Below are 12,221 nucleotides of genomic sequence, written 5' to 3'. Positions count from 1 at the left end.
GATTTTATTGTTGGCGAAAGTACTTTCGAAAAAGGAATGCACGTAAGACGAACTGTTTTGGGTGATACTCATGTCAATAAAGCGAATGAAAATATAAATGAATTAAATGGAGAATTTCAAAATTTTATCTCCAATTATGCTTGGGGCGAAATTTGGACTCGACCGGGATTATCAAAACACAATCGAAGCCTGATTACCATTGCCATGCTAATTGCCTTAAACCGAAAAGCAGAATTACAAATGCACATCAAAGCGGCTTTTAATAATGGAGTTTCCAAGGAGGAAATCAAAGAAGTTATCATGCAATCCGCTTTGTATTGTGGTTTACCTGCTGCCAACGAAGCGATTCATACCACTGAAGAGGTATTTAGAGAAAATAAAAAATAAACCAAAAGACACTTTAAAAAATGAAAAATATAAAAACTCAGGTTGGCATCATCGGTGCTGGTCCGGCTGGACTTACGCTTGCTATTTGGCTTAAAAAAAATGGAATTGAAGCCGTAATCATTGAGCGTCAAAGTCGTACCTATATAGAATCTCGTGTGAGAGCAGGATTGTTAGAACAAAATACGGTAGATATATTTAAAGATTTAGGTGTAGCTGATCGTCTTGTGAAAGAAGGATTAGAACATCATGGTGTTTATTTAAGTTTTAATGGGAGACGAGTAAGAGTACCTTTTGACGAACTTACCGGTGGTCGCAAAATCACTATTTATGGTCAGCAAGAAGTTGTAAAAGATCTTACTGAGGCTTGGCTTTCTTCTGGAGGGAAAATTTATTTTGAAGCACAAGCTGAAAAAATTGAAGATTTCGAAACCAATAATCCAAAAATTTACTTTCAACACGAAGGCGAGCAAGGAGTAATTGACTGTGATTTTGCCATGGCTTGCGACGGATTTCATGGTTTGGGTAGAAAAACATTGCCTAAAGAAAGCTATAATGAATTTACGCACACGTATCCTTTTAGTTGGTTAGGCATTCTTGCCCATGTTGCTCCATCATCCGAAGAGCTGATTTATGCCTATCATGAAAATGGTTTTGCACTTTCCAGTCTTCGTTCTGAAGAAGTAAGCCGTTTGTACGTTCAAGTTGATAATGATGATACGCTTGAAAACTGGCCAGACGAACGCATTTGGGAAGAATTGGCAATTCGTTTGGGAACTGAAGGATGGGAATTGAAATCGGGACCTATTTTCGAAAAAAGCATAACGCCTATGCGCGGTTACATGATTGATAATTTGCAATATGGACGATTGTTTTTGGCAGGTGATTCGGCTCATATAGTGCCGCCAACAGGAGGGAAAGGACTTAATTTAGCTGTTGCTGATGTCAAACATTTAGTGGATGGATTGGTTGATTTTTACAAAAATAATGCAATGGAAACGTTGGATGCTTATACTAAAACAGCTTTAAAACGCATTTGGCGTGCGCAGGATTTTTCTAATTTTATGACGGCTCTTTTCCATAAACAAGAAGAACACGGTTCTTTTCAGTACAGCATGCAACAAGCTAAATTTGATTATATAGCTATTTCTGAAGCGTACGCTACGACCATTGCCGAGAATTATGTAGGATTGCCTTTTGAAGCTTTTGAATAAATTTTTAAATTCAAAATTGCATTCCATTTATATGAATATTTTACAAAAAACGAAATGAAACAAGTCCCTATTATAGATTTACATACCGCTGCCAAAATGGTAAAAGAAGGTGATACACTACTGCAAGGTGGTTTTGGAATGACAGGAAATCCTGTTCACTTAATGCATGCGTTGGCAGAAATTGGTACAAAAAACTTAACTTTTATTGGCAATAATACTGGTGAAGCCGGTCTCGGAGGCGGACGTTTATTGCGGAATGGACAACTTAAAAAGATGATTGGTTCCTTTTTTACTTCCAATCCAGATGCAGTAAAAGCAGCACAAACGGGTCAGGTCGCATATGAACTTTTGCCTCAAGGAACGCTAGCCGAAGCGATTAGAGCGGGTGGAGCAGGAATAGGCGGTTTTTATACCCCAACATCCGCTGGAACATTAATTGCCGAGGGTAGAGAAACCAAAATAATTGATGATGTTGAGCAGGTTTTTATTAAAGGAATTCGAGGGAATGTAGCCTTTATTCGGGCTTGGAGAGCGGATACAGCAGGGAACTTACAATACCGTATGACCGAAAATAATTTCAATAAAGCGATGGCAACTGCCGCTGATTTGGTTATTGCCGAAGTCGAAGAAATTGTTCCCGTAGGTGAAATTTTGCCTGAATTTGTTCATACACAGGGTTGCTTTGTAGATTATTTGGTCGAAGCCAAAATTACTTTGGAGGACTTAGGAAGTTCTGCTTCGGTTTCGACTTCTAAAAAGGTGGATGAAAGCCGAATGAATATGGCGAAACGTGCCTTGGAAGAATTGAAAAAAGGAGATGTGGTGAATTTAGGCATAGGAATACCAACATTAGTTGCTGATTTGATAACTGATGCTCATGGTATTATCCTGCATACCGAAAACGGAATGTTAGGCGTAGGACCAGTTCCAACTGACGGTGGCGGTGCTATGGATTATCCAGTAAATGCAGGTAAAATTCCTGTTACTGCACTTAAAGGAAGTAGCTATTTTGATAGTGCCGATTCCTTTGCTATGATTCGTGGTGGGCATGTGGATACTGCTATTATGGGTGGTTTAGAAGTAGACGAATTTGCCAATTTGGCCAATTGGGCTGTCCCTGGAAAACCGTTATTGGGTGTTGGAGGTGCAATGGATTTGGCCAAAGGAGCTAAAAGATTAATTATCACCATGACGCATTCAAATCCTGATGGTTCTTCGAAGGTTGTACCAAAATGTATTTTACCGCTTACTGCTTCGAATGTTGTGGATTTAGTTATCACGGACTTAGCCGTTTTTTCTTTTGATGAAGGAAAACTAACCTTAATCGAAATTATGCATGGCAGTTCATTAGAAGAGGTACGAGCCAAAACGAGTGCGAAATTTATTGAAAAATTAAACTAGAAAATTATGAATCAATCCTATATCATAGATGCAATTCGAACACCAATAGGAAGTTTTGGAGGAAGTCTATCTGCTGTAAGAGCGGATGATTTGGCAGCATTAACAATCCAAGAATTAGTAAAAAGAAACCCGAATATTCCTGTTGAAATGATTGACGAGGTGATTTTGGGAAACCATAATCAGGCTGGAGAAGACAATAGAAATGTAGCTCGAATGGCAACATTATTAGCAGGATTACCTTTCACAGTTCCGGCTCAAACGGTCAATCGCCTTTGCGCTTCAGGGATGTCAGCGGTTATAGATGCTTCACGAAGTATTCAGGTGGGGGATGCCGATATTATGATCGCAGGAGGAATGGAGCATATGACGCGTAGCCCTTGGGTTATTTCTAAGACTTCGAAGCCTTTTGGGAATGATGCAAAGATGTTTGATTCGAGTTTTGGATGGCGTTTTGTAAACCCAAAAATGGAAGCCATGTATGGTACAGATGCAATGGGAATTACTGCAGAGAATTTGGTCGAAATGTATGACATAAGTCGAGAAGATCAAGATTTATTCGCCTATAATTCACAACAAAAAGCTTTCGCTGCACAACAAAACGGACGATTTGATGAAGAAATAATTGCAGTGGAACTGATAGATAAAAAAGGGATTGTTACCTTATTTTCTAAAGATGAATTTATAAAGGGTAATACCTCTCTAGAAAAGCTGGCGACTTTAAGAGCTGCTTTCAAGAAAGAAGGAAGTGTAACTGCCGGTAATGCTGCAGGTCTTAATGACGGTTCAGCGGCATTATTTTTAGCTTCTGAAAAAGCCATTAAGCAATACAATCTAAAACCATTAGCCAGAATTGTCTCTTCGGCAATGGTTGGTGTAGAACCTAGAATAATGGGAATAGGGCCTGTAGGAGCTACCCAAAAAGCACTTCAAAAAGCGGGTTTAACATTAGACGAAATAGATATTATAGAACTAAATGAAGCCTTTGCAGCCCAAGCTTTGGCTTGTACAAGAGCACTAGGATTAGCAGATAATGATGCAAGAGTAAATCCAAACGGTGGCGCCATTGCACTCGGACACCCGTTAGGAATGTCAGGAACCCGTTTAATTCAAACTGCAGCTATCGAGCTTCAAAAACAAAATAAAAAATATGCCTTATGCACCATGTGTATTGGTGTGGGAATGGGGTATGCCGTAATTATCGAAAATATAAATGTAAAATAGTTTAAAAAAAATTTAGCTTATTTAATTTTAAAGAATACACTACTAAAATAATACCAAATTATGAGTAACGAAAAATTAAGAAGTGAGGCTTTGGCTTACCACGCCAATCCACAACCCGGAAAAATAAAAATCGTACCAACAAAACCGTATGCTACCCAACGAGATTTAGGATTAGCCTATTCTCCAGGTGTTGCTGAACCTTGTTTGGAAATATTTAAGAATAAGGATGATGTTTATAAATATACGGCAAAGGGAAATCTTGTTGCAGTGATTACTAATGGTACAGCTGTTTTAGGATTAGGAGATATTGGACCTGAAGCTTCAAAGCCGGTGATGGAAGGTAAAAGCTTGTTATTCAAGATTTTTGCTGATATTGATAGTATTGATATTGAATTGGATACTAAAGATATAGACAAGTTTATTGAAACGGTAAAAATTATGGCTCCTACTTTTGGAGGTATCAATTTAGAAGACATCAAAGCACCGGAAGCTTTTGAAATCGAAAGACGATTAAAAGAAGAATTGGATATTCCGGTAATGCATGATGACCAACACGGAACGGCTATTATATCGGCTGCAGCCTTGTTAAATGCATTGGAAATAACCAAGAAGAAAATAGAAGAAGTTCGCATTGTTGTCAGCGGTGCTGGTGCAGCTGCAGTTTCTTGCACCAAATTATACAAAGCTTTTGGAGCTAATGCCAAGAATATTGTAATGTTGGACAGCAAAGGAGTTATTCGAAGTGATAGAGAAAATTTATCTGCTGAAAAACTTGAGTTTGCCACAGACAGAAAGATTGACACACTAGAAGAAGCGATGGTGGATGCCGATGTTTTTATAGGTCTTTCCGTTGCTGATGTGGTAAATCCGGGAATGTTACTGGCTATGGCCAAAGATCCGATTGTTTTTGCTATGGCGAATCCAGATCCTGAAATTGCGTATGACCTGGCAGTTAGTACCCGAAAAGATATTATTATGGCAACGGGTCGTTCAGACCATCCTAATCAAGTAAATAATGTTTTGGGATTTCCATTTATTTTTAGAGGTGCACTAGATGTAAGAGCAACAAAAATAAATGAAGAAATGAAAATGGCTGCTGTAAAAGCTTTAGCCGATTTGACTAGAGAAGCTGTTCCGGAGCAAGTGAATATTGCTTATGGCGAGACTCGTCTTACTTTTGGAAGAGATTATATTATTCCAAAACCATTTGACCCCAGATTAATTTCTTCAATTCCTCCAGCTGTTGCCAAAGCGGCTATGGAAAGTGGTGTTGCCAAAATGCCTATTGCTGATTGGGACAAGTACAGAGAAGAATTGTTGCAGCGTTCCGGGAATGATAATAAAGTGGTACGTATGCTGCACAGCCGCGCTAGAATGAATGCTAAGAAAATAGTTTTTGCTGAAGCAGACCATTTGGATGTGTTGAAAGCAGCCCAAATTGTTTATGATGAAGGAATTGCAATCCCAATATTATTAGGAAATAAGGAAACAATAGTCGAATTAAAAAAGGAAATTGAATTTGGTGCCGATGTACTAATAATTGATACCACTGCAGAAGAATCGTATGAAGTGAGAAATGAATATGCCACTAAATTTTGGAACAACAGAAAAAGAAGTGGTGTGACACTTTATGGTGCCCAAATAAAAATGAGAGAGCGTAATTATTTTGGGGCGATGATGGTACTTGAAGGAGATGCAGACGGTATGATATCAGGATATTCAAGAGCATATCCTACGGTGATTAAACCCATATTTGAAGTAATAGGAAAAGCTTTAAATGTAAAAAAAGTGGCAACAGTTAATATTTTGACAACTGAAAGAGGTCCTATGTTTTTAGCAGATACTGCTATAAATATTGATCCTACTGCAGAAGAATTGGCTGATATTGCCCAAATGACAGCTAATGTAGCGACCACTTTTGGTTTTGATCCCGTGATGGCTATGTTATCGTATTCTAATTTTGGATCTTCGATACATCCTCATGCTGGCAAAGTGAGAGAAGCGGTTGAAATTTTACACGCTAAAAAACCGGACTTGGTTGTAGATGGAGACATACAATCTGATTTTGCGTTGAATACTGACTTGTTGCAAAGTAAATTCCCGTTTTCTAAATTGGCTGGCAAAAAAGTAAATACCTTAATTTTTCCTAATTTAGAGTCGGCAAATATTACGTATAAATTAATGAAAGAACTCAATAAGTCCGATTCTATTGGTCCAATAATGATGGGACTTAGTAAGTCAGTTCATATTGTTCAACTAGGGGCAAGCGTAAATGAAATTGTAAATATGACAGCCGTAGCGGTGATTGATGTTCAGGAAAGGGAGAAAAGAAAGAAAGCAAAATTGATTGTTTAAAGAATAGTTTTTTGCAGACCGCTCATTATAAAATGAACCTTATAATGGCAAGGATGTCCGAAAAGTAATTTTCGGACATTTTTTTTTGTTTTAATAATTAGTATTTAAGAGCAAAAAAAACATTTATTCTATTTATGTAAGAAATTATTTACAAATATTAGATTTTTGATTTGATACAGATTTACAAGAATAGTACAGATTAGTAACTAACAATATATATTCAAGTTCAAATACATAATCATACTTTATTTTTCTTTGCATAAAAATACCCCCTATAGTCTCTGACTTTTTGGGGGCAATGTATTCGGATAGCTTCTTTTTAAAGCACTATATTTCTTTAGACTATTATATTAAGTTATTTTTAATGTAAGTATAACTTATTGCTGCAGATTCTATTGGACTAGGTTTGTAATTAGATTCATGTTCCAAAAAGAAACGTTTCATTCCAGAAAGTTCAGCTTCAGCAAAAATAGCCTTAAAATCTATCGAACCAGTTCCAATTTCGGCATTAAAAGCTGGATTTATTTTATCCATATCTTTCACATGCCACATTTTAAAACGTCCAGGATGCTCTTTAAATAATTGCAAAGGATTATTTCCGGAACGAAATACCCAGTATAGATCCATTTCAAAATCAACTAAGTTTTTATCAGTATTATTTAGTAAAATCTCATATCCTGTAGTAGATTCAAATTTTTCGAATTCAAAATCATGATTGTGATAGGCCAATTTTAAACCTGATGCTTTACAAAGCTCAGCAGCATGATTTATTTTTGAAGCTAATGTTTTATAATCATCAACACTTTTTCCTCTTAAGTTTTGTACTATATAAGGCACTGTAATATAGTCACTTCCTAATATATTAGCAGTTTCAATGTAAGATTTAATAGATTCCGTTGAACCATTTTCTATATATCCATTAAAATCAAAATGATTACTGGTCGCTTTTAAACCATTGTCACACAGCATTGATTTAAAGTCTTTTACAGAAGTCCCAAAAAAACCATTAGTTGGGGAATAACCAAAAGTTTCTACTTCATTAAATCCAACTTTTCCAACTTGAGCTAATACACCTTTTACGTCTTTAGGCAAAGTATCTCTTAAAGTCCATAATTGAATCCCAATTGGTTTCTTTTTTGAAGTAAATGCAAATGACGGAGCAATAGCTAATGCTCCCAAAGCCACACCGCTCTTTATTAAAAAATCTCTTCTTTTTATCATTAGTTATTTTTTTAAATTATTAAATATCACATATTGTAATAGCTTGTTTTAAGGAGGCTAGTTTGTTTGGATTTTTTGGGATAAACTCTTGACCTACAAATCCTTTGTAACCGGTTTTGGCAATTGCTCTCATAATTGCCGGGTAATTTAGTTCTTGTGTATCGTCAATTTCATTTCTGCCTGGAACTCCTGCAGTATGAAAATGGGCAATATAATGATGGTTTTCACTTATGTTTCTAATGACATCTCCCTCATCAATTTGCATGTGGTAAATATCATAAAGCAACTTGAAATTTTCAGAATTCAAACGTTTTGCCAATTCAACTCCCCAAAATGTTCTGTCGCATTGATAATCATGATGATCTATTTTGCTATTTAAAAGTTCCATTACCAGAGTTACATTATGTTTTTCTGCCAAAGGAATTAGTTTTTGCAAACCAATTACGCAATTATTCCAACCTTCCTCATCTGTTAATCCTCTTCTGCTTCCGCTAAAACAAATGAGATTTTTATATCCGGCTTTCTCAACTAACGGAATCATTTCCGTATAATTTTTTATAAGTATTTCATGGAATTTGACATCGTTGAAACCATCAACTAAATTAATTTCAGCACCATTACACATGGTAGATACTAAATCATATTTTTTCAACGTAGGCCAATCTTTAGGCCCAACTAAATCGATACCTGTAATTCCTAATTTTTTTACTTCGATACAAAGATTTTCTATGTCAAAATCGTTAAAACACCATCTCGCAACGGAGTGATTTATGTTTCCTTTTAAAAAATTAGACGCCATATCTGTTTCATTTTTTGGCATAGCCAAAGCAGAAAAACCAGTTGGAATACTCATGGCGGCTGTCCCCGCAAGAATTCCTTTTATAACCGATCTTCTATTTATGTTAGTACTCATATATTTTGTTTTTATACTGTAGTAATTTCATTTTCTGTTTTACTTTTATCATTAAATAAAAGTGCAAAAAGTAAAAATACACCTAAAGCAATACCTGCTGGAATAATCCAAACCATTCTCCAATCAATTGCTCCATCAAGCGTTTTATAATTATCGGTAATCCAACCTGCAACTCCAAAACCTATTAACATACCTACGCCATAAGTAGCTAGTGTAATCAATCCTTGTGCAGCACTTTTATATTTTTCACCCGCTTTAGAGTTGGTGTATATTTGACCAGATACAAAAAAGAAATCATAGCAAATACCGTGTAAAGCAATGCCTATTATAAGCATAAAACTCAAATCACTTCCATTGCCATAGGCAAACAAAACATAGCGAATAGCCCAAGCTAACATTCCTAATAAAATGGTTTTCTTAAAACCAAAACGGCTAAAAAACACTGGGATTAATAATAAGAATAATGCTTCGGATATTTGTCCAATGGCCATTTTTCCTGTTGGATTTTCAACTCCTGCTTCAGTTAAAAATGGATGCGCATTTTGATAATAAAAAGCTAAAGGAATACAAATAAGAATTGATGATATAAAAAATATTGCAAAGTTTTTATCTTTTAAAAGTTTTAAAGCATCAAGACCAATAATATCTCCAATTTTAATTTTTTCGTCAGTTACTTTTGGTGGTGTTTTTGGTAATGAAAAACTAAATATTCCTAAAACTAAAGCAGCAATTCCTGCTAAAAGAAACGTATTTTTTAGTAATCCCTGAGTAACACTTTCAACTGAATCCCAATGAAATAAGAAGCTAATGGATAGCCCGGCTAAAATCCAACCAATTGTTCCCCAAACTCTTATGTTTGCAAATTCTTTTTCTGGATCTTTCATTTGATTAAAAGCAACTGAATTTACTAATGCCAATGTTGGCATATATAAAATCATATATCCTAAAACATATGAGTAAAAAATAGTAACATCATCAGAGACATACATTTGATACATCAAAAATGCGCCAATCAAATGAAGAATACCTAAAATTTTCTCAGCATTAAAATAACGGTCTGCAATCAAACCAATAATAAAAGGAGCAATAATTGCACCCCAGGATTGTGTAGAAAAAACGGCAGCAGTTTCTGAACCTGAAGCATGTAAGTTACTTGCGAGGAAAGTGCCTAGTGTTACAAACCATGCGCCCCAGATAAAAAATTCTAGGAACATCATTACAGATAATTTAATTCGGATTGTGGTATTCATTGGTTTTAGGTTAGTTAATATAAATTGGTTATAGTTTTTATTTTTAATATTAATTCGAAACAAATAATTGGTCTGGTTGTAATTCTTTAAGTACAATATTTCTATACCAAACATTTTCACCATGATCTTGCAAGGCTATTTTTCCAGTTTTGAAGGTTCCGAAACTTTTCCAAGAAGCAAATTTACTTCCAGCAATAAGTGATTTCCAATTGTCATCCCAAAGGGTTGTTTTTACAACAATCACCTCATTCAATTTGAAAGTAAGTTGGCCATTATCACTAATTATTTCAACAGTATTCCATTCTCCAACAGGTTTAACAGGCTCAATATCACTTTTTATTAGATCGTATAAATTTCCTGCTCTATGTTTACTTATTTTTCCATCAGGATGTCCATCATTATCCAAAACCTGCATTTCTAAACCAGTTTCATAAGTATTCTTGAATTTTTTAGGATCTTCATGAATGTAAAATATAATTCCGCTATTCGATTTTGGAGCTACTTTCCATTCTAATTTTAAATGAAAATTAGTATATTCCTTATCTGTTACAATATCTCCTCCCTGACCATTTGTATTTTCTGATGGGTCAAAATGCAATGTGCCATCTTCAACTTTCCAAGCGGTACCTACTGTTTTTTTTCCATAAGTATGCCAACCGTTTGTAGTTTTTCCATCAAAAAGTGGTTTAAACTCATTTTGGGCATTTGTAATTTGTACCATGATTATTAATGTTAATATGCTCAGGATTTTTTTTATCATTATGAATGCTTTAAGTACTTTTATAAAGTTAAATTATTCCAACCCTGACGATATTCCCGTTTTACAAATTGATTAACATCATCAAAATTTGTAATTTTCATTGCATCATTATCCCAAAGTAATTTTACTGATCGACCTGGATATTTCGTTTTACCAATTGTTTCTTTTTGAATATCATACCCTCTAATAGCCAAATTAGCCATTAATAACGCCTCAGTTAAAGGACCGGCAATTTCAAAAGGAGAGCTTAATTCTTGTTTACCATGACCTGCAATTGCAGCTTCTACCCATTGTTTATAATGACCATTAGATCCATCAATAACTCGATTGTATTTTTGGGCAACATTTATATTTTGATTTTTTGTCAAAGGAAGCAAACGAGGGTTCATTCCATAAGTGTCACACATCATTTTTCCTTTTGTACCAACAAATAAAGTACCGTTTCCACCATCTCCAAAAATTTCATTTGGTTCTAATTCCAAAGGTCTTTCAGGTTGAATACCTCCATCCATCCAATGTAAAGTTACATCGCCATTCGTTTTATTGGTTTTAGGAAAGGTTAGCGTCACATGGCTAGATGGCGGACAACTTTGTGGAAAGTAACCTCTTTTAAATTCATCAACGTAGACAGATCCAACACTACATTGCACATCTTTAGCATATTTTAAGTTTAATACGCTAAAAGGGGCTTCAATCAAGTGACAACCCATATCTCCTAATGCGCCAGTACCGTAATCCCACCATCCACGCCAGTTGAAAGGAACTAATTTATCTACATAATCTCTTTGAGGAGCAGTTCCTAGCCATAAATCCCAATCTAATTCTTTTGGAATTTCTGCTTTTGTAGTAGGCCAAGGGATACCTTGTGGCCAAACTGGACGATCAGTCCAAGCATATACGGTATGAACATCTCCAATTAAATCGGCGTCATACCATTCCTTCATTATTCGGGTTCCATCGTTTGATGCACCCTGATTTCCCATTTGTGTCACCACATTGTATTTTTTGGCAGCTTGAGTTAAAATTCGAGCTTCATAAATATCATGTGTTAAGGGTTTTTGAACATAAACATGCTTACCTAATTGCATTGCTGCAAGTGTTTGTATTGCATGATTATGATCTGGTGTTGCTACTGAAACAGCATCAAAATTTTTATGTTCTTTATCAAACATTTCACGCCAATCTTTATAGTATTTGGCTTTTGGAAATGCCGTAACACTCTTAGCAGCTCTTCTATCATCAACATCACACAGAAAAGAAATATTTGCTTTTCCACTTTTATCAAACATAGCAATATCAGATTGTCCTTTTCCACCCACACCTATACTGGCAATTAATAAACGATCGCTTGGAGCTACATATCCTCTTCCCAAAACATGTCTGGGAACAATCATAAATGCCGCTGCCGCTATAGCACTAGTTTTTATAAAATCACGTCGGTTAGTTATGATTTTATTTTCTTTATCGTTTTCTTTTTTAATATCCATTATAAGATGTTTGTT

10 protein-coding genes are annotated in these 12,221 nt (G+C 35.5%); 5 read left to right on the top strand and 5 right to left on the bottom strand.

Translation table 11 applies throughout. From position 1 onward, the window contains the following. Positions 1 to 6: 6 nt before the first annotated feature. From pcaC to T410_RS13350, 5 genes are read left to right on the top strand one after another with little or no spacing between them, the layout of a single operon-like run. The gene (gene pcaC, locus T410_RS17355; protein WP_369793038.1) at positions 7 to 387 is read left to right on the top strand and encodes a 4-carboxymuconolactone decarboxylase; all 381 of its coding nucleotides are present in this window, start codon (positions 7 to 9) and stop codon (positions 385 to 387) included. A 20-nt stretch (positions 388 to 407) separates the two neighbouring features. After that, entirely contained in the window at positions 408 to 1,598 is a 1,191-nt protein-coding gene (locus T410_RS13365; protein WP_193743746.1) for a 4-hydroxybenzoate 3-monooxygenase, read from the top strand. Positions 1,599 to 1,652: 54 nt separating this feature from the next. Then, the gene (locus T410_RS16770; RefSeq protein ID WP_081897843.1) at positions 1,653 to 2,999 is read left to right on the top strand and encodes a 3-oxoacid CoA-transferase; all 1,347 of its coding nucleotides are present in this window, start codon (positions 1,653 to 1,655) and stop codon (positions 2,997 to 2,999) included. 6 nt (positions 3,000 to 3,005) lie between these two features. Continuing rightward, entirely contained in the window at positions 3,006 to 4,220 is a 1,215-nt protein-coding gene (pcaF, locus tag T410_RS13355) for a 3-oxoadipyl-CoA thiolase (protein ID WP_035672611.1), read from the top strand. 60 nt (positions 4,221 to 4,280) lie between these two features. Further along, positions 4,281 to 6,575 carry an NADP-dependent malic enzyme gene (locus T410_RS13350; RefSeq protein WP_035672608.1) on the top strand — a complete coding sequence of 765 codons (2,295 nt, stop codon included), beginning with the start codon at positions 4,281 to 4,283 and terminating at the stop codon, positions 6,573 to 6,575. A 345-nt stretch (positions 6,576 to 6,920) separates the two neighbouring features. Here the strand turns inward: T410_RS13350 and T410_RS13345 are convergent, their stop codons facing one another. From T410_RS13345 to T410_RS13325, 5 genes are read right to left on the bottom strand one after another with little or no spacing between them, the layout of a single operon-like run. Beyond that, a complete protein-coding gene (locus T410_RS13345; protein WP_035672605.1) occupies positions 6,921 to 7,796 on the bottom strand; it encodes a sugar phosphate isomerase/epimerase in 876 nt (291 codons plus the stop codon). A gap of 19 nt (positions 7,797 to 7,815) precedes the next feature. After that, entirely contained in the window at positions 7,816 to 8,709 is an 894-nt protein-coding gene (locus tag T410_RS13340; RefSeq protein ID WP_035672602.1) for a hydroxypyruvate isomerase family protein, read from the bottom strand. 11 nt (positions 8,710 to 8,720) lie between these two features. After that, positions 8,721 to 9,959, bottom strand: coding sequence for a nucleoside permease (locus tag T410_RS13335; RefSeq protein WP_035674556.1), 1,239 nt, complete (start codon positions 9,957 to 9,959; stop codon positions 8,721 to 8,723). Between the two features lie 49 nt (positions 9,960 to 10,008). Continuing rightward, entirely contained in the window at positions 10,009 to 10,680 is a 672-nt protein-coding gene (locus T410_RS13330; protein WP_238567379.1) for a DUF1080 domain-containing protein, read from the bottom strand. 59 nt (positions 10,681 to 10,739) lie between these two features. Continuing rightward, positions 10,740 to 12,206 (bottom strand): Gfo/Idh/MocA family protein, encoded by a 1,467-nt coding sequence (locus T410_RS13325; protein ID WP_035672597.1) that lies wholly within the window; start codon positions 12,204 to 12,206, stop codon positions 10,740 to 10,742. Between the last annotated feature and the right edge of the window lie 15 nt (positions 12,207 to 12,221).

This window comes from Flavobacterium sp. 83 (assembly GCF_000744835.1).
Classification (GTDB): domain Bacteria; phylum Bacteroidota; class Bacteroidia; order Flavobacteriales; family Flavobacteriaceae; genus Flavobacterium.
Note: the sequence above shows the minus strand (reverse complement) of the source record. Positions and strands in the feature narration are given on the sequence as shown.

Bases quoted from the DNA above. Each gene is read 5' to 3' on its own strand.
- T410_RS13340 (WP_035672602.1), bottom strand. From the start codon at position 8,709: ATGAGTACTAACATAAATAGAAGATCGGTTATAAAAGGAATTCTTGCG.
- pcaF (WP_035672611.1), top strand. From the start codon at position 3,006: ATGAATCAATCCTATATCATAGATGCAATTCGAACACCAATAGGAAGT.
- T410_RS13325 (WP_035672597.1), bottom strand. From the start codon at position 12,206: ATGGATATTAAAAAAGAAAACGATAAAGAAAATAAAATCATAACTAAC.
- T410_RS13365 (WP_193743746.1), top strand. From the start codon at position 408: ATGAAAAATATAAAAACTCAGGTTGGCATCATCGGTGCTGGTCCGGCT.
- T410_RS13335 (WP_035674556.1), bottom strand. From the start codon at position 9,959: ATGAATACCACAATCCGAATTAAATTATCTGTAATGATGTTCCTAGAA.
- T410_RS16770 (WP_081897843.1), top strand. From the start codon at position 1,653: ATGAAACAAGTCCCTATTATAGATTTACATACCGCTGCCAAAATGGTA.
- T410_RS13330 (WP_238567379.1), bottom strand. From the start codon at position 10,680: ATGGTACAAATTACAAATGCCCAAAATGAGTTTAAACCACTTTTTGAT.
- T410_RS13350 (WP_035672608.1), top strand. From the start codon at position 4,281: ATGAGTAACGAAAAATTAAGAAGTGAGGCTTTGGCTTACCACGCCAAT.
- T410_RS13345 (WP_035672605.1), bottom strand. From the start codon at position 7,796: ATGATAAAAAGAAGAGATTTTTTAATAAAGAGCGGTGTGGCTTTGGGA.